This window comes from Entomomonas sp. E7T21 (assembly GCF_058693955.1).
In genome coordinates this window covers 55,083-78,200 of record NZ_CP191672.1, presented here as the reverse complement: position 1 = coordinate 78,200, position 23,118 = coordinate 55,083, and the positions used below count along the sequence as shown (strand labels likewise).

At 36.3% G+C, this 23,118-nt stretch carries 22 protein-coding genes and 1 riboswitch; of the genes, 17 read left to right on the top strand and 5 right to left on the bottom strand.

Annotated features, from left to right (window positions below; all coding sequences use genetic code 11):
* Positions 1–60: 60 nt before the first annotated feature.
* Positions 61–765 (bottom strand): thiol:disulfide interchange protein DsbA/DsbL, encoded by a 705-nt coding sequence (locus tag ACQVD9_RS00395; RefSeq protein WP_264746938.1) that lies wholly within the window; start codon positions 763–765, stop codon positions 61–63.
* A 211-nt stretch (positions 766–976) separates the two neighbouring features.
* Here ACQVD9_RS00395 and yihA point away from each other — a divergent pair, with 211 nt between their 5' ends.
* From yihA to ACQVD9_RS00355, 8 genes are all read left to right on the top strand, one after another.
* Positions 977–1,594, top strand: coding sequence for a ribosome biogenesis GTP-binding protein YihA/YsxC (gene yihA / locus ACQVD9_RS00390; RefSeq protein ID WP_264746937.1), 618 nt, complete (start codon positions 977–979; stop codon positions 1,592–1,594).
* Positions 1,595–1,843: 249 nt separating this feature from the next.
* Positions 1,844–2,803, top strand: a complete 960-nt coding sequence (gene cyoA / locus ACQVD9_RS00385; RefSeq protein WP_264746936.1) for a ubiquinol oxidase subunit II — start codon at positions 1,844–1,846, stop codon at positions 2,801–2,803.
* A 2-nt stretch (positions 2,804–2,805) separates the two neighbouring features.
* A complete protein-coding gene (cyoB, locus tag ACQVD9_RS00380; protein WP_264746935.1) occupies positions 2,806–4,860 on the top strand; it encodes a cytochrome o ubiquinol oxidase subunit I in 2,055 nt (684 codons plus the stop codon).
* Positions 4,857–5,525: a cytochrome o ubiquinol oxidase subunit III gene (gene cyoC, locus ACQVD9_RS00375; protein ID WP_264746934.1), complete on the top strand. Its 669-nt coding sequence runs from the start codon at positions 4,857–4,859 to the stop codon at positions 5,523–5,525. The genes cyoB and cyoC overlap by 4 nt, the downstream gene beginning before the upstream one ends.
* Positions 5,526–5,536: 11 nt before the next feature.
* A complete protein-coding gene (gene cyoD, locus ACQVD9_RS00370; protein ID WP_264746933.1) occupies positions 5,537–5,899 on the top strand; it encodes a cytochrome o ubiquinol oxidase subunit IV in 363 nt (120 codons plus the stop codon).
* Between the two features lie 13 nt (positions 5,900–5,912).
* Positions 5,913–6,773, top strand: coding sequence for a heme o synthase (gene cyoE / locus ACQVD9_RS00365; RefSeq protein ID WP_264746932.1), 861 nt, complete (start codon positions 5,913–5,915; stop codon positions 6,771–6,773).
* A gap of 123 nt (positions 6,774–6,896) precedes the next feature.
* Positions 6,897–7,048, top strand: a riboswitch (FMN riboswitch).
* Between the two features lie 221 nt (positions 7,049–7,269).
* A complete protein-coding gene (gene ribB / locus ACQVD9_RS00360) occupies positions 7,270–7,944 on the top strand; it encodes a 3,4-dihydroxy-2-butanone-4-phosphate synthase (protein ID WP_264746931.1) in 675 nt (224 codons plus the stop codon).
* 250 nt (positions 7,945–8,194) lie between these two features.
* Positions 8,195–9,583 (top strand): MFS transporter, encoded by a 1,389-nt coding sequence (locus ACQVD9_RS00355; RefSeq protein WP_264746930.1) that lies wholly within the window; start codon positions 8,195–8,197, stop codon positions 9,581–9,583.
* A 102-nt stretch (positions 9,584–9,685) separates the two neighbouring features.
* Here ACQVD9_RS00355 and ACQVD9_RS00350 read toward each other — a convergent pair whose 3' ends face one another.
* Together ACQVD9_RS00350 and ACQVD9_RS00345 are read right to left on the bottom strand one after the other, a co-directional pair.
* Positions 9,686–11,602, bottom strand: coding sequence for an ATP-binding cassette domain-containing protein (locus ACQVD9_RS00350; RefSeq protein ID WP_264746929.1), 1,917 nt, complete (start codon positions 11,600–11,602; stop codon positions 9,686–9,688).
* A gap of 161 nt (positions 11,603–11,763) precedes the next feature.
* Positions 11,764–12,042, bottom strand: coding sequence for a DUF5339 domain-containing protein (locus ACQVD9_RS00345; RefSeq protein ID WP_264746928.1), 279 nt, complete (start codon positions 12,040–12,042; stop codon positions 11,764–11,766).
* 162 nt (positions 12,043–12,204) lie between these two features.
* Here ACQVD9_RS00345 and rpe point away from each other — a divergent pair, with 162 nt between their 5' ends.
* From rpe to trpC, 6 genes are all read left to right on the top strand, one after another.
* Entirely contained in the window at positions 12,205–12,879 is a 675-nt protein-coding gene (gene rpe, locus ACQVD9_RS00340) for a ribulose-phosphate 3-epimerase (protein ID WP_264746927.1), read from the top strand.
* Positions 12,879–13,562, top strand: coding sequence for a phosphoglycolate phosphatase (locus tag ACQVD9_RS00335; RefSeq protein ID WP_264746926.1), 684 nt, complete (start codon positions 12,879–12,881; stop codon positions 13,560–13,562). Before rpe ends, ACQVD9_RS00335 begins: the two co-directional genes overlap by 1 nt.
* Before the next feature lie 270 nt (positions 13,563–13,832).
* Entirely contained in the window at positions 13,833–15,308 is a 1,476-nt protein-coding gene (gene trpE, locus ACQVD9_RS00330; RefSeq protein ID WP_264746925.1) for an anthranilate synthase component I, read from the top strand.
* A 12-nt stretch (positions 15,309–15,320) separates the two neighbouring features.
* Complete coding sequence (locus tag ACQVD9_RS00325; protein ID WP_264746924.1) at positions 15,321–15,914, top strand: anthranilate synthase component II; 594 nt, start codon at positions 15,321–15,323, stop codon at positions 15,912–15,914.
* Complete coding sequence (gene trpD, locus ACQVD9_RS00320) at positions 15,914–16,963, top strand: anthranilate phosphoribosyltransferase (protein ID WP_264746923.1); 1,050 nt, start codon at positions 15,914–15,916, stop codon at positions 16,961–16,963. Before ACQVD9_RS00325 ends, trpD begins: the two co-directional genes overlap by 1 nt.
* Positions 16,960–17,760 carry an indole-3-glycerol phosphate synthase TrpC gene (gene trpC, locus ACQVD9_RS00315; RefSeq protein WP_264746922.1) on the top strand — a complete coding sequence of 267 codons (801 nt, stop codon included), beginning with the start codon at positions 16,960–16,962 and terminating at the stop codon, positions 17,758–17,760. Before trpD ends, trpC begins: the two co-directional genes overlap by 4 nt.
* Positions 17,761–17,799: 39 nt before the next feature.
* On the opposite strand, the gene crp is transcribed toward trpC, so the two are convergent.
* Complete coding sequence (crp, locus tag ACQVD9_RS00310) at positions 17,800–18,447, bottom strand: cAMP-activated global transcriptional regulator CRP (protein WP_264746921.1); 648 nt, start codon at positions 18,445–18,447, stop codon at positions 17,800–17,802.
* A gap of 392 nt (positions 18,448–18,839) precedes the next feature.
* Between crp and hemN the strand changes: the two genes are divergently transcribed.
* From hemN to ACQVD9_RS00295, 3 genes are all read left to right on the top strand, one after another.
* On the top strand, positions 18,840–20,222 hold the full coding sequence (gene hemN, locus ACQVD9_RS00305; protein ID WP_264746920.1) for an oxygen-independent coproporphyrinogen III oxidase: 1,383 nt from the start codon (positions 18,840–18,842) through the stop codon (positions 20,220–20,222).
* 110 nt (positions 20,223–20,332) lie between these two features.
* Entirely contained in the window at positions 20,333–21,088 is a 756-nt protein-coding gene (fnr, locus tag ACQVD9_RS00300) for a fumarate/nitrate reduction transcriptional regulator Fnr (protein WP_264746919.1), read from the top strand.
* Positions 21,089–21,352: 264 nt separating this feature from the next.
* The gene (locus ACQVD9_RS00295) at positions 21,353–22,675 is read left to right on the top strand and encodes a ferredoxin reductase family protein (RefSeq protein WP_264746918.1); all 1,323 of its coding nucleotides are present in this window, start codon (positions 21,353–21,355) and stop codon (positions 22,673–22,675) included.
* On the opposite strand, the gene ACQVD9_RS00290 is transcribed toward ACQVD9_RS00295, so the two are convergent.
* The gene (locus ACQVD9_RS00290; RefSeq protein WP_264746917.1) at positions 22,672–23,112 is read right to left on the bottom strand and encodes a universal stress protein; all 441 of its coding nucleotides are present in this window, start codon (positions 23,110–23,112) and stop codon (positions 22,672–22,674) included. The two genes, ACQVD9_RS00295 and ACQVD9_RS00290, sit on opposite strands and share 4 nt — an antisense overlap.
* Positions 23,113–23,118: the final 6 nt, after the last annotated feature.

The window sequence follows — 23,118 nt, the reverse complement described above, 5'->3', positions numbered from 1 at the left end:
ATATTATCCATTCTTGTTTATGTTAAAAATGATAACACTGTTTTTTTATAAGAAAATACTTTAATTTGCAGTTGCTGCTGCTTTTTCTGTAACTGAACTGTCATTAGCTGGTTTTAAAGCAGCGCGTTCTTTTTCAATTAAATAGTTAGTTACTCGCATTAAATCAGCAGGTTCTGCAACATTATCATTAAAGTCAATACGGTATTTACCATTAACAATAATGGCTGGTACACCTGTAATACCATATTTATTTAAGACTTTTTTGTCTTTTTCCATTCTGGCTTGAACACCAAAAGAGTTATAAGTCTCTAAGAACTTAGCTTTATCAACACCATGTTGAGCAACAAAATCAGCCATATCTTCTGGTGTAAGTAATAAGTTTTTGCGCTGGCGAATAGACTCAAACACAGCAGAATGTAATTTATCTTCTACTTTTAAGGTGTCTAAAGTAATAAATAATTGACCATGGATGTTCCATAGTTTGCTGAATAATGCTGGCATACGTACAAAGTGAACGTCTGCGGGTAAATTTTTTGACCATTTGTTAATGATAGGTTCTAAATCATAACAATGAGGGCAACCATACCAAAAAACTTCTGTTACTTCTATTTTATTAGGTTCTGAAGTAGGAACAGGGGTGGGTAGAATAGTATATTCTTTACCAGCTTGTGGTTCAGGAAGTGCTAAAACACCAATTTGTGCATAAACACTGGCACAAAAAAGTGTGATGAATGTAATCATTCCTGCCATAAACAAACGACGCATATTTCTCTCCATTATAGAGTTAACAACAAATAATTAATTTTAGAGCAGTACAATACCTAATTAAATGGGAAATGCAATAATTAGTTGTGCTCGGTTTGTGACAGAGTGTAAATAATTAATCTATTCACATTAGTTAATAATAGAATATTTAAAGTTTGGTAATGCAAACATTATGATATTATGTTATTCATTGTTGTGTTAAGGTTTCTATATGTCTGCAAATAAATTTATGGGGTTGTGCCAAAAAGCTGCTTTTCTAACAAGTGCTGCTAAGGTAGACCAGTGCCCACCAGATGTGGGTTATGAAGTAGCGTTTGCAGGCCGATCTAATGCAGGTAAATCGAGTGCTATTAATGCGTTAACTCATGCTAATTTAGCTAGAACCTCTAAAACCCCAGGACGAACACAATTAATTAACTTTTTTGCAGTTGATAATGAGCGTCGTTTTGTCGATTTACCAGGTTATGGTTATGCTAAAGTACCATTACCTTTAAAAGAGCATTGGCAAAAACATTTGGATGCCTATTTATCTACTAGAGAATCTTTAAAAGGTATTGTATTAATGATGGACATTCGCCATCCATTAACAGAGTTCGATAAAATGTTACTGGATTGGGCTGATGTGTCAAAAATGTCTGTACATATTTTGCTCACTAAAGCAGATAAGCTCACCTTTGGTGTCGCAAAAACTACTTTATTAAAAGTACAACAACAGTTAGCTGACTATCAAAACACGTCTGTTTCTATTCAACTTTTTTCTTCTATCAAGCGTCAAGGTCTTAGCGAAGCATCGGCCGTACTGCGACAATGGCTACACTTCGAGCCTTGAATAAATCTGTTACAATTGATTGTGGTAATTTTCCGTTTTGTGATATGCAAGATGTGTAAATTCGATGTTTGAGTAGTCTCTGCTCAAATAAAACTAAGTGCTTAAAAACTATTTATTTTTCGTTTAACTATTTTTCGTTTGTTCAGTGTGTATTTTGTTGTTACTGGATCAAAGAATAATAGGTATACAAAAGAGCAACAGTTTTTAAGTTGAAAATAATGGTAAAGGCTCCTCTAAAGAGGTTGAGAGATGAGAAATCGAAGATATCTGCGTTTGTTTACCATACCACTTCTGCTCTCCTTAGTACTATTAGGTGGGTGTGATGCGGCTTTGTTAAACCCTAAAGGATATATAGGTCATGAAATCAAAACGTTGATTGTTATCTCAGTATGCTTAATGCTTATTGTGGTAATTCCAGCAATCTTCATGTCTTTATATTTCCCTTTTAAGTACCGTGAAGGTAACAATGCAAAGTATTCTCCTAACTGGGATTTTTCAATGAAAATTGAAACTATGGTTTGGGGTGTACCTATTATTATCATTCTAATATTAGGCAGTTTAACTTATTACTATACTCACAAAGTTGAACCTTCTAATCCAATTCCTGCACATGTTTCTTCCGAGAAACCAATGACAATTCAGGTTGTAGCACTTAAATGGAAATGGTTGTTTATTTATCCAGAACAAGGCATTGCAACAGTTAATCAAGTAGTTTTTCCTGAAAAAACGCCTGTTAAGTTTGCAATCACTTCTGATACAACTATTACTTCTTTCTTCATTCCGCAATTAGGTAGTCAAATCTACGCAATGGCTGGTATGGAGACTAAGTTACATTTAATGGCTGATGAGCCAGGTGTATTCCAAGGTACAGCTGCTAACTTTATTGGTTATGGTTATTCATACATGCTATTTAAAGCTGTATCAAAAACCAGAGCTGATTTTGATGCTTGGGTTGCAGATGTAAAATCTGGTCAAGCAAAAGATCAAGTGACAGGTGACAGTGTTAATGTAAGTTCTTTAACACCAGCAGCATATCAAGAGTTTAGATTGAAAGAAAATATGGCATCATTTGAGCCAGTTGCTTTCTATAACTTGACTCCTAGCCAATATGGTAAGGATGGATTATTTGAAGATATTCTTGAATCATATATTCCAGAACCTAAACCACAGGCAGCTTCTCATCAATCAGCATCTGTTGGAGGTCACTAATTATGTCGGGTTTTCATAGTGGAGACTTAAATCCAGACAAATATAATAACCTCACAGGTTATTTGTCACTGGATGCAATTCCAACAAACGAGCCTATCGTTATGTGGACGATTGGTGTCGTTCTTGTTTTAGGAGTTGTTGCATTAGCTTTAATTACTTTCATGGGATGGTGGAAACCTCTCTGGAAGGATTGGTTAACTTCAGTTGACCATAAGAAAATTGGTATCATGTATATTGTGGTATCTGTTTTGATGTTAGTACGTGGTTTTGCTGATGCATTATTAATGCGTACCCATCAAGCAATGGCCGCTGCTACCCCCCACGTAGATGGTGTGACAGCTGGTTATTTACCACCTGACCACTATAACCAAATTTTCACTGCCCATGGTGTGATCATGATTTTCTTCATGGCTACTCCATTATTGTTTGGTTTAATGAATATTCTTTTACCACAACAAATTGGTGCACGTGACGTTGCTTTCCCATTCTTAAATAACTTCGGTTTCTGGTTAACAGTTGCTGGTGTTATCGTTTGTAATATCTCTTTAGGTGTGGGTGATTTCGCAACAGGTGGTTGGTTAGCATATGCCCCTGAAATGGGACTGGAGGGAGCACCTACCGTAGGTATGAACTATTACCTGTGGAGCTTGCAGCTTTCTGGTGTGGCCACGACAATTGGTGCAATTAACTTTATTGTTACCATTTTCAAAATGCGTGCGCCTGGCATGACTTTAATGCAAATGCCTATTTTTACGTGGACATGTCTTGCTGCTAACATTTTAGCTGCTTGTATTTTCCCAATCTTGACTGTTGCTTATGCATTATTAACATTAGACCGTTATTTCGATTACCACTTCTTCACCAATCATATGGGTGGTAACGCGAAAATGTATATCAACTTAGTATGGGCATGGGGTCACCCTGAAGTGTACTTCTTAGTATTACCTGCCTTTGGTATTTACTCAGAAATCGTGCCTGTATTCTCTGGTAAGCCACTATTTGGCTATAAAACAATGGTTTATGCAACTGTAGCAATCATTGTGCTTAGTCTTTTAGTATGGGGTCACCACTTCTTCACCATGGGTGCTGGCGGTAACGTTAATGCCTTCTTCGGTGTAATGACGATGATCATTGCTATTCCAACAGGTGTGAAAGTATTCAACTGGATCTTCACCATGTATGAAGGTCGAGTCCGATTCACATCACCTATGTATTGGATTGTTGGTGCATTAGTTACGTTCACTATCGGTGGTATGACAGGTGTTATGTTATCTGTTCCTCCTATCGATTTCGTAGTACATAACAGCTTGTTCTTAGTAGCTCACTTCCATAACACTATTATCGGTGGTGTGGTATTTGGTTACTTAGCGGGTGTTGTATTCTGGTTCCCTAAATGGTTTGGCTTCAAAATGAATGAGAAGCTAGGTAAATGTGCATTCTGGGGTTGGTTGATTGGTTTCTACTTATCATTCATGCCATTATACGCATTAGGTTTTATGGGCTTAACTCGTCGTATGAGTCAATTCCAAACTACTGAATATGCTACTTATTTCTTCATTGCAATGATTGGTTCATTCTTTATCTTAATTGGTACAGTATGTTTAATCCTTTCATTACTTGTAGGTATTATTCAACGTAACCAAACTCGTGACTTAACAGGTGATTCATGGGGTGGTGGTCGTTCTTTAGAATGGTCCATTTCTTCTCCACCACCTATTTATAACTTTGCTGTTATTCCAAAAATTTATGGTATCGACGCATTCCATAAGTTAAAAGAAAGAGGTGAAGCTTATAAACGTCCTGAGAAATATGAAGCGATTCATATGCCTAAAAATACTGGTACAGGTACTATTATCGGCATTCTAACTGCTATATGGGGATTTGCTATTGTATGGCACATCTGGTGGTTAACTATCGTTGGATTTGGTCTAGCAGTATTGACCTACATTGTATACACATTCAGCGATGATACTGACTACTATATCCCTGCAGAAGAAGTAGAACGCATCGAAAATGAACGTTTTGAGAATTTAGCAAAGGCAGGTATTAAGTCATGACAGCTGATACTTTGAAAAATCCTGTGCATGGAGCAGACCATGGTCATCATGATCATGACTCTAGTTCTATAACAATTTTCGGTTTTTGGGTATATATCCTTACCGATTTAATGATCTTTGGTTGTTTGTTTGCTGTGTATGCTACTCTTGATCCATCATATGGCGTAGCGATGTATTTTCCATCAATGGTAAATGCAGCAGGGCAAACCGTACCATTCAATGCTAAAGAGCTTTTTGAATTACCATTTGTATTAACTGAAACGTTTATCTTACTTTTCAGTAGTATTACTTATGGTTTTGCAATGGTTGCTGCCCACAAAAATAATAAAGGCCAAGTAATGTCTTGGTTATTAATTACTTTTGTATTAGGTGCGGCGTTCATTAGCATGGAAGTGTATGAGTTCCATCACCTAGTAGCAATGGGTAATGGTCCAAGCACTAATGCAACTATGTCTGCGTTCTTCACTTTAGTGGGAACTCACGGATTACACGTAACCTGTGGTCTAGTGTGGATGTTAGTGATGATTGCTCAAGTAGCAGGTAAAGGTTTAACTAATAAAGTTAATACTCGTTTATCTTGCTTAAGCTTATTCTGGCACTTCTTAGACATTGTTTGGATTTGTGTATTTACTTTCGTTTACTTGAAAGCATACGCTTCATTTTAAGGAGTTATGTAATGAGTGATCATAAAACATCATCAGGACATGGCACAGTATCAAGCTATTTAGTTGGCTTTGTACTAGCTGTCATTTTAACAGTCATTCCATTTTATATGGCAATGACTGGTACTCCTAATTTCTTTATATTAGTAGTATTTGCTGTAGTGCAAGTAATTGTGCATGTTGTATGTTTCTTACACATTGACTATTCACAACCACAGCGTTGGCATTTGATGACCTTTATCTTTGCTGTAGCGACAATTCTCATAATTGTTATTGGCTCAGTTTGGGTAATGGAAAACTCAATGAAGAATATGATGAGCGATAAGCAACATCACAGTATGCAAATGATGCATCAGCACATGAGCACAGATAAGTAAGAGGTATACTACAATGTTGAAGAAGTATTTGCTTATCACTAAACCAGGAATCATTTTTGGTAATTTGATTGCAGTCATTGGTGGATTCTTTTTGGCTTCTCAAGGTCATTTTGATTTCGCTAAATTGGTGGCAGTGATGATCGGTACTTCTTTCGTTGTGGCATCAGGTTGTGTCTTTAATAACTATGTTGATAGAGACATTGACTCAATGATGGAGCGCACCAAGAATCGTGTAATGGTTAAAGGATTAATTTCTCCTACCATAGCACTTATTTATGCAACAACATTAGGTGTTGCTGGTGCGCTTACTCTTCATTTTTTTACTAATGATCTTGCATTAGGCTTTGCCATTATGGGCTTTGTGGTTTATGTAGGATTATATACCCTTTATTTTAAAAGAAACTCTGAGTACGGCACTATTATTGGTAGCCTATCAGGAGCCGCACCACCTGTAATTGGTTATTGTGCTGCCAGTGGACAGTTTGATTTAGGTGCAGCTATTTTGTTATTAATTTTCTGTTTATGGCAAATGCCTCATTCTTATGCCATTGCTATCTTCCGTTTTAGTGATTATAAGGCAGCTGAAATACCTGTACTGCCAGTAAAACGCGGTATTAACATTGCTAAACGTCATATTGTTGGTTATATCGTAGCCTTCACCGCTGCGGCTGTGTCTTTGTATATCTGTGATTATGCAGGTATTGGTTTTTTAATAGTAACGGGTTTAATCAGTGTTTATTGGTTATTTATTGCTATTAAAGATTATAGTAAAGCTAATGAAGTACAGTGGGCAAAACGCCTATTTATGATTTCTATTCTGGCCATTACTGTATTAAGTGTAATGATGTCTTTTGAAGTTAATTGGGTGCAGTAATTTAGATTACTCTATTTACTTAATAAAAAGCTTTATATCTAGTTTCACATTCTTGTTTCTTTATTTCCTATAAATATCTAATTTATGGGTTGTTTTCATTTGTCTTAAATAAGCGTATTATAAAAAAGTCTTCAGGGCGGGGTGAAACTCCCCACCGGCGGTAAATCTATCACAGATGAGCCCGCGAGCGCTTTCTTATAATTATACGAAGAAAGGCAGCTGATTTGGTTAAAATCCAAAGCCGACGGTTATAGTCCGGATGAAAGAAGATGCATCTCAGCAATGTTATAGCTGTTGTTATACAATTTTAGACGAGGCGAATGACTCAAAACAGTACAACGAGTACAACAAAGTCATTCAACGATATATAAAAATGTAGGATAATAGATATATTTGTTGTTCTGTAGCTTTGTGACTATAAGAAAAATTATTCTTATAGCTATGCCCTGAAACGTTTATCGCCCATTTTTAATATTATTTGCGAGGAGCGTTTCAAATGTTAACCCTTTTAAATGATTTTCCAAGAATTACCGCTGCTATAAATGCCTATCAGCAAGGTTTACCTGTATTACTATCTGATGATGATAATCGCGAGAATGAAGCCGATATTGTAGCTGCTGCTGAAAATATTAGTATAGAAACAATGGCTCTGATGATTCGGGAGGGAAGCGGTATTGTTTGCCTCTGTTTAACAGAGCAAATAGCAGACGAATTGGCTTTAATGCCAATGGTTGCCAGTAATCAATCACGTTATCAAACAGCTTTTACTGTTTCTATAGAAGCTAAAGAAGGTGTTTTTACAGGAGTATCAGCTAAAGATAGAGTGACAACTATTCAAGCAGCCTTATCTTCTAATAGTCAACATAGAAATATAGTAAGTCCTGGTCATATATTCCCATTACGTGCTAGAAAAGATGGCGTATTAGATCGTCGTGGTCATACAGAAGGTTCAGTAGATATCGCTCGATTAGCAGGTTTAAAACCAGCAGCAGTATTATGCGAATTAACTAACCCTGATGGTACTATGGCTAAAGGGCAGCAAGTAGAAGATTTTGCTAAGTTGCATAATATGCCGATGTTAACAATAGCAGAGTTGGTGCAATATTTTCTATTAAAACAGGCTATGCAGACAAATCAACAAACATTCGCAGCAAGATCAGTTGTTGTTTAAACTTGAATAAAAATATTAGCTATTTTTATATGTTATATCCCTGCTTTTATTAAGTGGGGATTAATACAAATTTTAGCCAATAATTATGTATCAATAACAATTGATAACTAGGTAAATAATGGCTTTTCCTGTATAGTTAACAGCTTTCACGTAATTTATTTTGAGAAAGGTAAGTTGTAGGAATAATTTCTAAATAATACATCCTATAAAAACTTTCTGTTTTCTATGATATTACCCTGAGAAGTTCTTTATGTCGTCAACAAATCAGTCTGTTGAACAAATGAATCCAACAGAAATTCGTGCAACCTTTGGTTTATCTTTAGTGTTTGCATTCCGAATGTTGGGGATGTTTATGGTATTGCCTGTAATGGCAATTTATGGACAGTCTTTACAGGGTGCAACACCTGTTTTGATCGGATTAGCTGTAGGAGCTTATGGCTATACTCAAGCACTTTTACAAATACCTTTAGGCATTGTTTCTGATCGAATTGGCCGATTACCTATTATTTTAATTGGATTATTATTATTTTTGCTAGGCAGTGTTGTTGCTGCCATGTCTGATAGTATTTGGGGTGTGTTAATTGGTCGTATATTGCAAGGAACAGGTGCTATTTCTGCTGTAGTCATGGCGTTGCTATCTGATTTGACACGTGAGCAACACCGTACCAAAGCAATGGCTTTTATTGGTATGAGTATAGGTGCCTCCTTTGCTATTGCAATGATAGCAGGTCCTATTTTAGCTGGTTATTTTGGATTGCATGGATTATTTTGGTTTATTGCAGTGATGGCGGCAATAGGGTTTTTGTTAATGGCTTTTGTCGTACCAAGACCGAATAAACAAATATCTCGACGCGATGCAAGTGTGGCTAAGGCTGATTTTCTGCCTACTTTAAAAGATTTAGATTTATTTCGATTGGATTTTTCCATTGCTGCTGTGCATATAGTAATGATGGTAAATTTTATGGCATTGCCCATAGTATTGATGAATGAGTCAGGTTTACCTAAAGAGCAACATTGGTGGGTATATTTGGTGGCTTTTGTTGGCTCTGCATTTGGTATGATCCCCATGATTATTTATGGTGAGAAAAAGCGTAAGTTGCATCAAGTATTAATAGCTTGTGTTGTAATTTTGTTATTGTGCAGTTTATTCTTTTTATTACATCATCCTTCATTATGGGCGTTGTTAGCAGGTATTCTAGTATTTTTTATAGCATTTAATACTATTGAGGCCTTATTGCCCTCTATGGTGAGTAAGGTAGCTAAGGCTGGCGCAAGAGGAACTGCTATGGGTATTTTCTCAACCAGTCAGTTTCTTGGTGCAGGTATTGGTGCTTCACTTAGTGGGGTGTTGGTTAAATTTGGTGGTTTGCCTGCAGTATTTATAGGAAGTAGTGTTATTTGTGTTATTTGGCTATTGGTTATTTTTAAAATGAAAGAACCTCCTTATGTAACCAGTATTCGACTAACATTAACCGGTGATCAACTAGCTAATCAACAATTAGTGCCTTATTTAATGCAACAGTCAGGTATCAGTGATGCATTAGTGGCTGCTGATGAGTTAGCCATTTATGTGAAAGTTGATAAGAAGATGATTAAGCCAGATCAGTTGGAAGCATTAATAGCTTCTGCACCCATATAGCTAATTTTCCAGTTTTTATACTTTGTTGAATAGCTCAATCGTACTATTTATATAGTCTTCAGCCATTCGCCTTATCTAAAAAACTATTAAAATAGCTATAACTTAATCGGTCATTTTAGCAAGCTCTTCTTGTAAAGTTTCTAGTTGTTCTAAGGCCATTAACCAATTTTCTTCTGTTGAAGTTTGTTGTGTTTTAAGGCTAGTTTGCTGATCTAAAAGTTTTCGTAATTGGTCTTTTTGAGCAGTTTCATAAAGGCTTGTATCTGCTAATTGCTCTTCAATAGTTGCTAGTTGATTGTGAATCTTTTCTAATTCCTTTTCTAATTTATCAGCTTCTTTTTTATAAGGTGCTAACTTTTGTCTTAGGTTAGCAGCTTGTTGACGTTGGGCTTTTTTATCTACTTTTTCTTCTGCTACAGAAGTGGGTTGAACATTGGGTTGTTGTTTAGAACGATAATCTATTAACCATCGAGTATAGTCATCTAGATCCCCATCAAAGCTCTCAATTTTACCATTAGCGACCAGTAAAAATTCATCAGTAGTACTTTTTAATAAATGGCGATCATGGGATACCACTAAAACAGCACCTGAGAAATCTTGTAAAGCCATGGTTAATGCATGGCGCATTTCTAAGTCAAGGTGATTGGTCGGCTCATCCAGTAATAGTAGGTTAGGTTTTTGCCATGCAATAAGTGCTAATGCTAAGCGAGCTTTTTCACCACCAGAAAAATTAACCACTACTTCATCACAGCGATCACCTTTAAAATCAAAGCCCCCTAAAAAATTGCGTAAGGTTTGCTCACGTTCTGTTGGTGCTATTCTTTGTAGGTGTAATAAGGGGCTAGCTTGATTATCTAAAGCATCTAATTGATGCTGAGCAAAATAACCAATAGCTAGATTTTCGCCTTGTGTTTCTTGTCCTTTGATTAGCGGTAACTCACCGGCTAGGGTTTTGATCAAGGTAGATTTACCAGCACCATTAGGACCTAATAAACCAACTCTTGCACCTGGCATAATTTGTAATTTAACAGCAGCAAGTACAGTTTTATCAGCGTAGCCTAGGCTAGCTTCTCTTAAACCTAATAAAGGATTAGAGATTTTATCTGACTCACGGAAGCTGAAATTAAAGGGTGAATCTACATGAGCAGGTGCTAGGTCTTCTAATTTTTCTAAGGCCTTAATACGGCTTTGTGCTTGCCGAGCTTTAGTGGCCTTAGCTTTAAAACGTGTGATAAAGCTTTCCATATGAGCGCGTTGTGCTTGTTGCTTTTCATAGGCTTGCTGTTGTTGAGCTAAGCGTTCTACACGAGTGCGTTCAAAGGCTGAATAACCACCTTTGTAGAGGGTTAGTTTCTGTTGTTCTAAATGAACAATATGATCAACAACGCTATCCAAAAAATCTCTATCATGGGAGATAAGAATTAATGTGCCTTGATAACCTTTTAGCCAATCTTCTAACCAGATAATAGCATCTAAGTCTAAGTGGTTGGTAGGTTCATCTAATAATAATAAATCAGAAGGGCACATGAGAGCTTGGGCAAGATTAAGGCGCATTTGCCAGCCACCCGAAAAGTGTTTGATAGGTTTTTCCATTTCTTCATTAGAAAATCCTAAGCCTGCTAACAGACGGCGAGCTCTTGCATCAGCAGTATAGCCATTGGCGTTATCCCAGTCGGTGTGCAGATGAGCTAATGCTTCACCATCATGCTCAGCTTCTGCCTGAATAAGTTGTTTTTGAATAGATCTTAGGTGAGTGTCTCCATCTAAAACATAATCAACGGCTATTCGTTCTAAATCTTCGATTTCTTGACGCATATGAGCAATACGCCATTCTTTAGGAATATATAGTTCACCACCATCTAAGGTCAGTTGGCCTTGCAATAATGCAAATAGGCTCGATTTACCAGCACCGTTCGCACCAATAAAGCCTATTTTTTGGCCTGGATGTAAGGTAAGGCTTGCATCATCCAATAATATTTGAGGGCCACGTTGTAATTTAATATTTTCTAATCTAATCATAATGGCGCGCAGTTTAGCAGATTTGCTAATAACTCAATATAGGAATAGTAAGAAAACTAATGGTTATTGTGCTAGAGGAATAGCTAGTTAGGTATTATATGAGAGAGAAGATATATAAAATAAAGCCAATCTAATAAATAGGTTGGCTTTAAGGAGAGTACTTATTTAGGTAGCATTTGTTTCATTTGAGCAAATGAAGCATTAGCAGTTTTACAAGTTTGAACTGCTTGCTCTTTAGTTAAGCTTTTAAGACTTTCTTCAAGTTGTTTACGAGAATCTTTGAACTGCCCTTTCATTTGTGCAGGAATTTGATCTTGCTTTTCAAGTTGAGTAATGAACTCATCGTATTCTTTTAAGGTAGTAGTGCATTCAGAAGGAATACTGTCCCCACAACCAGTAAGAATTAATCCACAAAAAGAGACAGCTAATAATTTTTTCATTTGATAAATCCTATTATCGGTTTGTTTTTAATAGTAAACTTTGCATTAAGTATTTTATTTATAAAATAAAACACTTAACATTAAAACCTAAAATGTTACACTTTATGAAGTGTATAGTAGTCATTTATCCTTAATTTAACCTTAATTTGTGATGAGGTTCTTATGTTTCCCTACGCTATCGCTCCTTCTATTTTATCGGCAGATTTTGCTCGTTTAGGCGCAGAGGTCGAAGATGTATTAGAAGCAGGAGCTGATATAGTACATTTTGATGTGATGGATAATCATTATGTGCCTAATTTGACTATAGGCCCGATGGTTTGTAAGGCATTACGTAAGTATGGAGTAACTGCACCTATCGATGTACATTTAATGGTAAAACCAGTAGATCGTATGATTGGTGATTTTATTGAAGCAGGGGCGACTTATATTACTTTCCATCCGGAGGCTTCTGAGCATATTGATCGGTCATTACAACTTATTAAAGCGGGTGGTTGTAAAGCAGGTTTAGTGTTTAATCCTGCTACTTCATTAGATGCTGTAAAGTATGTGATGGATAAACTGGATATGATTTTATTGATGAGTGTTAACCCTGGCTTTGGTGGCCAAAAATTCATTCCTAATACATTAGAAAAATTAAAAGAAGCACGTGCTTTAATAGATCAGTCAGGATTAGATATACGTTTAGAAATTGATGGTGGGGTTACCGTTGATAATATTGCGGAAATAGCTAAAGCAGGTGCCGACACTTTTGTGGCTGGATCAGCTATTTTTAATACTACTAATTATCAGCAAACAATTGCAACAATGCGTAAAGAGCTAGCTAAGGTGACTATTTAATGAATGTATTACAACAACATTATCAAGGTACATACCCCAAGTTAATTATGTTTGATTTGGATGGTACTTTGGTAGATTCAGCTCCTGATATAGCTATTGCGGTTAATAAAACGTTACAGGATTTAAATTTACCAGAGGCTGCTGAGGAAAGTGTTAGAAATTGGGTAGGAAACGGTGCAGATGTATTAATTCGTCGTGCCTTAACTGATGGTGATGATAATAAACCTGTTGATCAAGCTCTATGGGATAAAGCCTTTAAGATATTGTTAGAGTATTATCCTTATCATCATGATGCTAACTATGTATATGAGGGAGTAAAGCCCTTTTTATCCTTTATGCAAAAGCAGGCTGTTAAAATGGCTGTAGTGACTAATAAGCCAGTAGAATTTGTTGAGCCATTGCTAATAGAGTTAGAAATCAATCAATATTTTCAATGGATTGTAGGTGGTGGTAGTTTACCTCAGAAAAAACCTGCGCCAGAGCCATTATTATATGTATTAGAACAGGCCAATATAACAGCTGAGCAGGCTTTATTTATTGGTGACTCTAGAAATGATGTTAGGGCTGCTAAAGCGGCTAAGGTTCCCTGTGCTGCATTAACTTATGGTTATAATCATGGTGAGTCTATTGCAGCAGAGGATCCTGATTGGGTTATTGATGACTTAAGGGAGTTGTTGAAATAATTTAAAGATAGCAATTAGTATAAATTGTTAAAAGTTTTTGTTAAAGAAAGGTTGATTCTAAATTAAAGCTGCGTTACTGTAATCAGTATCGATTTTTAATCCATCCTTTAAGGATCAAACAAACGTGGTAAGCAAAAACACATTTTGGATGAGAGTAATTAAGGCACTAGCCCGTTGGCGCTGGCGCGCCTAATGCTAATTAGGCCGCATACGGCCGCCTGTTTTTCACCAAATGTGTTTTTATAGTGTTTACCCAATGAGGTTTGATTCATGTCTCCTGAAGAATTTAAAGCGTTAGCCGAACAAGGTTACAATCGTATTCCTGTCGCTGTAGAGACGTTAGCTGATTTTGATACCCCCCTCTCAATTTATTTAAAGTTGGCAGATGGCCCTAATAGTTTTCTACTAGAGTCTGTGCAAGGTGGAGAAAAATGGGGTCGTTATTCTATTATTGGCTTACCTGCACGCACGGTACTGCGTGTTAGGGGGTATCATGTAGAAGTTTTTACGGATAATAGGTTAGTTCAAAGTTTAGATGTAACAGATCCTTTAGATTTTGTAGAAAAATTTAAAAATGCTTATAAGGTGGCACCTATTGCTGGATTACCCCGTTTTAATGGGGGATTAGTCGGTTACTTTGGTTATGATTGTGTGCGTTATGTGGAGAAAAGACTAGGTCCGTGTCCTAATCCTGACCCATTAAATAATCCTGATATTGTATTGCTTGTAGCCGATAAAGTAGCAGTTTTTGATAATCTTGCTGGTAAGTTACACTTCATTGTTTTGGCAGATCCAGCACAAGATCAGGCTTTAGAGAAAGCCCATAATGAAATTAAAAACTTAATAACAAGGTTACGCCAACCCGTATTCCCTCGAGCAGGTCTAAAGTTAGATGTTCCTGAGGGGAAAGAGTTAAATTATACAGCTAGTTTTACCCAACAAGATTATGAAAAATCAGTAGAGCTTATTAAGGAATATATTCGTGCAGGCGATTGTATGCAGGTTGTGCCTTCACAGCGAATGTCAGTAGCTTTTGATGCTGCACCTATTGATCTTTATAGAGCATTGCGTTGCTTTAATCCAACACCTTATATGTATATCTTTAATTTTACTGATTTTCATGTGGTGGGTAGTTCACCAGAAGTTTTGGTACGGGTAGAAGATGAGTTAATCACTGTACGTCCCATTGCTGGTACTCGCCCACGGGGTAAGACAGTAGAAGAGGATGTTGCATTAGAAAAAGATTTATTAAGTGATGCGAAAGAAATTGCTGAACATTTAATGTTGATTGATTTAGGGCGTAATGATGTAGGTCGTGTGTCTGAAATTGGTAGTGTTAAAGTCACTGAACAAATGATAATCGAGCGTTATTCCAATGTAATGCATATTGTATCTAATGTAACGGGTCAGTTACGGAAAGATTTAACGGCAATGGATGCATTGAAAGCCATTTTACCCGCAGGTACGTTATCAGGTGCCCCTAAAATCAGAGCTATGGAAATTATTGATGAAATAGAACCAGTAAAACGTGGTGTTTATGGCGGAGCTGTGGGGTACTTGGCATGGAATGGCAATATGGATACTGCAATTGCCATTCGTACAGCTGTGATTAAAAATGGTCAATTACACGTGCAGGCTGGTGGTGGTATTGTTGCTGACTCTGTGCCTGCCTTGGAGTGGGAGGAAACCATTAATAAGCGTAAAGCTATGTTTAAAGCTGTCATATTAGCTGGTCAAACTAAGTAAAGGAGTAAGAAAATGTTATTAATGTTAGACAACTATGATTCCTTTACTTATAACCTAGTCCAATATTTTGGTGAGTTAGGTGCTGAAGTTAAGGTATTACGTAATGATGAAACAACGGTTGAAGAAATAGCCGCATTACAACCTGAGCGTATAGTTATTTCTCCAGGCCCTTGTACACCTAATGAGGCAGGTATTTCATTGGCGGTTATTGAGCGTTTTGCAGGTAAATTACCTATTCTTGGAGTATGTCTTGGGCATCAGAGTATCGGTCAGTTATTTGGTGGCCAAGTTGTAAGGGCAAGAGAACCAATGCATGGTAAATTAAGCCCTGTGTACCATGCCAATCAAGGCGTTTTTGCAGGATTAAATAATCCACTAACAGTTACACGCTATCATTCATTAATAGTGGCTTTAGATTCATTACCTGATTGTTTAGAGGTTACTGCTTGGACAGAAACTGTGACAGGTGAAAAAGATGAAATAATGGGATTACGCCATAAAACGTTGATGGTTGAGGGCGTACAATTTCATCCTGAGTCTATTTTAAGTGAACAAGGTCATGAAATGTTGGCGAATTTCTTAAAACAACAAAGAGGGATACGTTAATGGATATTAAAGAAGCATTAAGTCGTATAGTTAATCAGCTGGATTTAACCACTGAAGAAATGCAAGTGGTTATGCACCAAATTATGACAGGTGAGTGTACAGAGGCACAGATTGGCGCCTTTATGATGGGGCTTCGTATGAAAAGCGAAACCATCGAAGAAATTGTTGGTGCTGTACAAGCAATGTGTAATTTATCTTTGAAAGTTGTTCTTCCTTCGTTGGACGGTGTTGTAGATGTAGTGGGTACTGGGGGAGATGGCGCTAATGTTTTTAATGTGTCCTCTGCTACAGCATTTGTAACAGCAGCGGCAGGGGTAAAAGTTGCTAAGCACGGTAATCGTAAAGTTTCTAGTAACTCAGGTAGTGCTGATTTATTAGAGTCCGCAGGTATCTATTTACACCTTTCTCCTGAGCAAATTGCACGTTGTATTGAGGTGATAGGTATTGGTTTTATGTTTGCACAAGATCATCATAGAGCTATGCATTACGCAGCAGTACCACGTAAAGAGTTAGGGCTACGTACATTATTTAATATATTAGGGCCATTAACCAATCCTGCAAGTGTTAAGCATCATGTGATTGGTGTGTTTAGTCAAGCACTGTGTAGGCCAATGGCTGAAGTGTTAAAAAGGCTAGGTAGTAAACATGCTTTAGTGGTTCATTCACGAGATGGTTTGGATGAGTTTAGTTTGGCTTCAGCTACCTATGTTGCAGAACTAAAAGATGGTGAAGTGAAAGAATATTGGTTAGAACCAGAAATGATTGGTTTAAAAAGCCAAACACTGGTGGGTTTAACTGTTAATAATTCACAAGAGTCTTTAGCATTAATTCAGGATGCTTTAGGTCGTCGTCATACTGAAGCAGGTAAAAAAGCAGCCGATATGATTATTCTCAATACTGCACCTGCGCTTTATGCAGCAGATTATGCAACGGATTTAAAAGAGGCTGTGCAATTAGCCCAAGATGCGCTGTATAGTGGTCTTGCTAGAGAGAAAATGAATGAGTTGGCTGCTTTTACACAAATTTATAAACAGGAGAATGAAGGGTGAGCTTACCAACAATATTAGAAAAAATAATTGCCCGAAAATTTGAAGAAGTGGCAGAGCGTTCTGCTAAATGTCCTATTGGTCAATTGTATGAGCAAATAAAAAATAACTCTCCTGCTCGTGGTTTTGCTAATGCGTTAATGGAGAAAGCAGCTAATAAGCAACCAGCAGTAATTGCAGAAATTAAAAAAGCTTCACCCAGTAAAGGGGTGATTCGTGATCCCTTTTATCCTGCAGACATTGCTCAAAGTTATCAGGCTGGTGGTGCCAGTTGTTTATCTGTATTAACAGATAAAGACTTCTTCCAAGGATCTGAGGTTTATTTACAAGAAGCTCGCAATGCTTGTGATTTGCCTGTATTACGAAAAGATTTTATGGTTGATCCTTACCAAATAGTTGAGGCGAGAGCTATTGAAGCAGATTGTATTCTGCTGATTGTTGCAGCTTTAACTGATGCTCAAATGAAAGAGCTAGAGGATACTGCTAGAGAAGTTGGGTTAGATGTATTAGTAGAAGTACATGATAAACACGAGTTAGAAAGAGCGCTTACTGTGTTAGACACAGTTTTAGTTGGTATTAATAATCGTAACTTACATAATTTTGAAGTAAGTTTACAAACAACCGTTGAGTTATATAAACAAATACCTAGTGATCGGTTAGTGGTCACGGAAAGTGGTATTCTAACACAACAGGATGTGCAATTAATGTTGGATAATGGCATTTATAGTTTTTTAATCGGTGAAGCATTTATGCGTGCTGAACATCCTGGTCAGCAACTGAGGTCCTTATTCAGATTATAGGTTTTAGAAAAAAAGCTACTTGTTAACTAAAGTAGCTTTTTAACGTGTTCCAAATACTACAATATTTCTACCAGAGACAGTGATAAGGCCTTGATCTTCCATGTCTTTTAGGACTCTTCCAACCATTTCTCGTGAGCACCCTGCAAGATTGCCTATTTCTTGACGTGTCACTCTAATTTGCATGCCGTCAGGATGAGTCATAGCATCAGGTTGTTTACAAAGATCAAGCAGTGTACGTGCAACCCGCCCAGCAGTATCTATAAAGGCTAAGCCAGTTACTTTACGAGTAGTTTGGCGAAGTCTAGCGGCCATTTGACTAGCAATAATATAAAGTACTTCAGGGTATTGATGAGCAACTTGATGAAAGTTAGCATAGGATATTTCAGCAATATCACTACTTACTTTAGTATAAACACTCGCTGTCCGATGAGCGTCATTTTTTGTTCTATCTGGATCAAAGAGTGATAACTCACCAAAAAAATCTCCTGTGTTTAAATAGGAGATAATCATGTTTTTATCATCTTCTTTGATGGAGACACTAGCAGAACCTTTTACCATAAAAAATAAGGTATCTGCTCGATCACCTTGGTTAACCACACAAGTTTTAGCGGGATAATGGTGAATTTTAAAATGATGAATGATTTTGGTAAGCCCCTTTAATTTGGGGTTGTAACTATAATCAATCATTGAGTTTTCCAATTTGGTTTTGACATTTGATAATAGAGTATAACTATCATACATTGAAGCACAATATATACAATTAGCCAAGAATATTATTGATTGGTTGTGAATTCGGTCAAATAAGACTAAAAATAGTGACTAATAGATTAAAATTAATAACAAGCATAGAACTTTAGTCGTATTTTCTAATCGAATTTAGAAAAATTTATTTAAGTAATTATTTATATATTTTTACAAATTAGTGGGCGCTAGAGTTTCTCAGTAAAACATGCTTTAGGTTATGTTCCAAAGCTATAGGCTAATAACGAGTATAGTCTGTTTGATACAAGTCAAGGAGTCTAATGCTGATAACTCATAGACTGCAAATTCAATAAATTATATTTAAGGTTGTATAGGTAATGTCTAATATTGTACGTTGGGATACTCAGTTGATTCGTCGTTATGATGTGGCTGGTCCACGTTATACTTCATATCCTACGGCTGTACAATTCCATGATGGTATTGGGTCATTAGATTTAGTTCGTGCATTACGTTCCAGTCGAGAAGCTAAAAATCCATTATCTCTTTATATTCATATTCCGTTTTGTGCCAACATCTGTTACTACTGTGGCTGTAATAAAGTTATTACTAAAGATAGAGGCTATAGTGAACCTTATGTTAAAAGACTTATTAAAGAAATTGAACTTGTTAGTAAGCATTTAGATAAAGATCAAGTGGTTGAACAAATTCATTTTGGTGGTGGAACGCCTACCTTTTTAACCACTGAACAAATTGGTCAGATTATTAAAGCATTACATGATCATTTTCAGTTTGCAGATAATGCGGATTGTGATTTTGGTATTGAGGTTGATCCCCGTGAAGCAGATTGGACTATTATGGGGTTATTACGCGAACTAGGTTTTAATCGTGTTAGTTTAGGTGTGCAAGATTTTGATCCTGAGGTGCAACGAGCAGTTAATCGTTTACAAACTTTTGAACAAACACAAGCTATTATTGATGCTGCACACACGTTGCAGTTCCGCTCAATTAATGTTGATTTGATTTATGGATTACCTAAGCAAACCCCTGAAAGATTTGCAAAAACGGTTAAAGAAATTATAGGTCTACAGCCAGATAGACTTTCTGTATTTAATTATGCTCATTTACCTGAGCGCTTTAAACCACAGCGTCGTATTAATACAAATGAATTACCTAACCCTAGTGATAAATTACAAATTTTACAAGAAACTATAGAGCAACTAACTGCGGCTGGTTATCGTTATATTGGTATGGATCATTTTGCATTAGCAGATGATGAGTTGACCTATGCCCAAGAAGAAGGAACTTTATGTCGAAACTTTCAAGGTTATACAACACACGGTCATTGTGATTTGATTGGGTTGGGTGTTTCTTCAATCAGCCAAATAGGTGATCTATATTGTCAAAATATAAGTGATCTTACTGCTTACCAAGATTGTATTGATCAGGGGCAGATGGCCGTTAAACGTGGTTTGATTTGCAATGAAGACGATCGTATTCGTCGGGCAGTTATTCAACAATTGATTTGTCATTTCTATTTAGATTTTACGACGATTGAAAAACAATTTGGTATTAGTTTTAAATCCTACTTCAAGGATGTATTGCCTAAGCTACAAGCAATGGCTAATGATAACTTAATAAAATTAGAGGAAAATGCTATTACCGTACAAGATGCTGGTAGGTTGCTAGTAAGGTCTGTATGTATGGTGTTTGACCATTATTTGACGGAGCAAATTTTGCAGAGATTCTCACGAGTTATTTAGAAAAGATTTCTAAACATTGAATATAAGCTGAAAATAAGATAAATTACTGGTAAAGGTAAGGATAATTGTTGTATTCTTATTGATAGGGATATTCTAGGGTAAACAATACTATGCCAGAAACAGCTAAAGCGAGAATGCCTCTACAGGCGCATTGTAAAGATTGTAGTTTAATCGGTTTGTGTCTACCGTTATCGCTTGACCAAGGTGATATTGATCTATTAGATCAAATCGTAAAACGTAGTCGCCCCATGAAAAGAGGGGAATTTCTTTTTAATCAAGGTGATAAGTTTTCTTCTATATTTGCTGTTAGATCAGGTAGTTTAAAAACCTTTAGTGTCACGGATGAGGGCGAAGAGCAAATAACAGGTTTCCATTTACCAAGTGAAGTTGTTGGTTTATCAGGAATGGATACGGATGTATATCCTGTATCTGCTCAAGTATTAGAAACTACTTCTATTTGTGAGATTCCCTTTGATCGCTTAGATGAGTTATCAGTACGCTTACCCCAGTTACGTCGTCAGTTGATGCGTATCATGAGTAGAGAAATACGTGATGATCAACAAATGATGTTATTACTCTCTAAAAAGACGGCAGATGAACGTATAGCAACATTCCTTATTAATCTTTCTGCACGTTTCCGTGCCCGTGGCTATTCCGCTAATCAATTCCGTTTAGCTATGTCTCGTAATGAAATAGGTAATTACTTAGGGTTGGCTGTTGAAACAGTGTCACGTGTATTTACTCGTTTTCAGCAAAATGGTTTATTAAAAGCTGAAGGTAAAGAAATTATTATTCTAGATTTAAATAATCTCTTGGCTTTAGCCGGTGGTAACTCAGATTTAGTTGGCTGCTCAAATAGTAATTAATTGATATTTAACCATTCTTTAAAGAGGTTATATTAGATTAACCTCTTTATCCTATTAATTATTTCATTAAATTTATAATTTTCTAAATTTGCAAATCAGAATTAGTATCACTACCATTCTTATAGTGTATTGTATTTCTTAAAAATATTTACATTTTATTTACTTTGTACTGACAACTCTTTGACCTTTAAATGTCTATACTAATCGCAAAAGTAACAAGGCAATAGGCTTATTATTTAGTTAAATAAAGATAAGGGAATTAAAGTGAAAAAGTGTCTATATGGAATAGTTATAGTTTCTGTTTTATTTTGGTTTGTCAGTTTGATGATTAATCCTAACCTATCATGGAATATTTGGGTAATAAGAAAAGAACTGATTTATTTAACAGGTATTATTTCTTTTGCGTTTATGTCTCTCATTATGTTGCTGGCAATAAGATCAAAATGGTTAGAGAGTGTCTTTGGTGGTTTAGATAAAATGTATTACCTGCATAAGTGGGCAGGTATTTGGGCAATTAGCCTAGGAGCAGTACATTATTTACTCAAGTTAAGTGGTAAGGTTCTAATTTTGTATTTTGAAAGAGCTCCCCGTCTGAGATTGGGGATCGGAGTATCTGATGACTTCTTTATTCGTAATAGAAAATTGGCAGAATCCTTAGGTGAATGGACATTATGGTTTTTATTAGCTGCGTTAGTATTAACGTTATGGCATAAGTTTGCTTACCATTTATGGCGTTATACTCATAAGTTAATGGCAATTGCTTTCCTTATATTAGTATTTCATACCGTTATATTAACGCCTTCTAGTTATTGGTCACAGCCATTAGGTATTTTGATTGGCCTAGGTTGTTTAGTCGGAACGGGCTGTGCATTACTTTCACTATTTGGTTTGATTGGTAGAAAGCATACTTACCGAGGACAAGTATTGGCTATTAAAACATTAGATCAATATACTATGGAAATTACTTGTCAATTGAATGGATACTGGCAACATAATGCGGGCCAATATGTATTTTTTATGCATGACAGGTTAGAAGGTCAACATCCCTTTACTATTGCCTCGGCTGACCATAATAATAACCAAATAAAGCTGTGTGTAAAGGCGCTGGGGGACTATACAAAAAGTTTACAGAAGAATATTAAGATAGGGGATGCTATACAAGTTGAAGGGCCTTATGGTTGTTTTGACTTTAGGAAAAAAGCGATAACTCGACAAATTTGGATTGCTGGTGGTATAGGAATTACACCGTTTTTATCATGGTTAGAGTCTTTGCAATATGATGTTAATAAAGAGATTTATTATATTGATTTATATTATTGTGTAAGTAATGAAGAAGAGGCTATTTTTATAGAAAAATTACAGAGGTTAATTGCTACATTGCCAAATTTCGAATTACATGTACAGTACAGTAAAGAACATGGTTATTTAACAGCAGATAAACTGAATATTAAGCAAAATGCACAAGGAGATTACCCTAGTATCTGGTTCTGTGGGCCTGTGGGATTTGCCAACAGTCTAAAAACTAACCTTAGTAGTAAAGGGTATCCACTAAGGCTGTTTCATCAAGAGTATTTTAATATGCGTTAGTCTTTTTTAAGACCTTCAATAAGTACTGGACATGGGGCATTTTCAATTACTTTCATACAGGTTGATGGGTCGAATAGCCGAGAAATTTTCGACATTTGACGATGTCCCATAATAATTAGACCTGCATTAATTTCTTCTGCATATTTTACAATTTCTTCAGAAGGATCGCCTGTCACAATATGTGCTTTTACTTTTATGTCAGACTTCCTAAGAAACTCTAACGAGTCTTGAATTAATTGATTAGCCGCTCTTTGTTCATCACTGGCTGCTGAAATGGCTTCTTCATCCTCATCATAGACAGGATCAATAGTAAAAGCGATATCACCTACATAAATAAGATGCGCTTCTGTATAAAGTGCACAAAATGGTTTTGCTAATTCAAGGATATGTCGAGTATATTTAGAACCATCAATTGCAATTAGTATAGAATTAAACATAGTGAT

Excerpts from the sequence above, each read along its gene's own strand:
- ribB (WP_264746931.1), top strand. The coding sequence starts at position 7,270 with ATGTTAACCCTTTTAAATGATTTTCCAAGAATTACCGCTGCTATAAAT.
- trpD (WP_264746923.1), top strand. The coding sequence starts at position 15,914 with ATGGATATTAAAGAAGCATTAAGTCGTATAGTTAATCAGCTGGATTTA.
- ACQVD9_RS00325 (WP_264746924.1), top strand. The coding sequence starts at position 15,321 with ATGTTATTAATGTTAGACAACTATGATTCCTTTACTTATAACCTAGTC.
- crp (WP_264746921.1), bottom strand. The coding sequence starts at position 18,447 with ATGATTGATTATAGTTACAACCCCAAATTAAAGGGGCTTACCAAAATC.
- ACQVD9_RS00395 (WP_264746938.1), bottom strand. The coding sequence starts at position 765 with ATGCGTCGTTTGTTTATGGCAGGAATGATTACATTCATCACACTTTTT.
- cyoC (WP_264746934.1), top strand. The coding sequence starts at position 4,857 with ATGACAGCTGATACTTTGAAAAATCCTGTGCATGGAGCAGACCATGGT.
- cyoB (WP_264746935.1), top strand. The coding sequence starts at position 2,806 with ATGTCGGGTTTTCATAGTGGAGACTTAAATCCAGACAAATATAATAAC.
- rpe (WP_264746927.1), top strand. The coding sequence starts at position 12,205 with ATGTTTCCCTACGCTATCGCTCCTTCTATTTTATCGGCAGATTTTGCT.
- ACQVD9_RS00290 (WP_264746917.1), bottom strand. The coding sequence starts at position 23,112 with ATGTTTAATTCTATACTAATTGCAATTGATGGTTCTAAATATACTCGA.
- trpE (WP_264746925.1), top strand. The coding sequence starts at position 13,833 with ATGTCTCCTGAAGAATTTAAAGCGTTAGCCGAACAAGGTTACAATCGT.
- fnr (WP_264746919.1), top strand. The coding sequence starts at position 20,333 with ATGCCAGAAACAGCTAAAGCGAGAATGCCTCTACAGGCGCATTGTAAA.
- cyoD (WP_264746933.1), top strand. The coding sequence starts at position 5,537 with ATGAGTGATCATAAAACATCATCAGGACATGGCACAGTATCAAGCTAT.
- yihA (WP_264746937.1), top strand. The coding sequence starts at position 977 with ATGTCTGCAAATAAATTTATGGGGTTGTGCCAAAAAGCTGCTTTTCTA.
- ACQVD9_RS00335 (WP_264746926.1), top strand. The coding sequence starts at position 12,879 with ATGAATGTATTACAACAACATTATCAAGGTACATACCCCAAGTTAATT.
- hemN (WP_264746920.1), top strand. The coding sequence starts at position 18,840 with ATGTCTAATATTGTACGTTGGGATACTCAGTTGATTCGTCGTTATGAT.
- ACQVD9_RS00345 (WP_264746928.1), bottom strand. The coding sequence starts at position 12,042 with ATGAAAAAATTATTAGCTGTCTCTTTTTGTGGATTAATTCTTACTGGT.
- ACQVD9_RS00350 (WP_264746929.1), bottom strand. The coding sequence starts at position 11,602 with ATGATTAGATTAGAAAATATTAAATTACAACGTGGCCCTCAAATATTA.
- cyoE (WP_264746932.1), top strand. The coding sequence starts at position 5,913 with ATGTTGAAGAAGTATTTGCTTATCACTAAACCAGGAATCATTTTTGGT.
- cyoA (WP_264746936.1), top strand. The coding sequence starts at position 1,844 with ATGAGAAATCGAAGATATCTGCGTTTGTTTACCATACCACTTCTGCTC.
- ACQVD9_RS00355 (WP_264746930.1), top strand. The coding sequence starts at position 8,195 with ATGTCGTCAACAAATCAGTCTGTTGAACAAATGAATCCAACAGAAATT.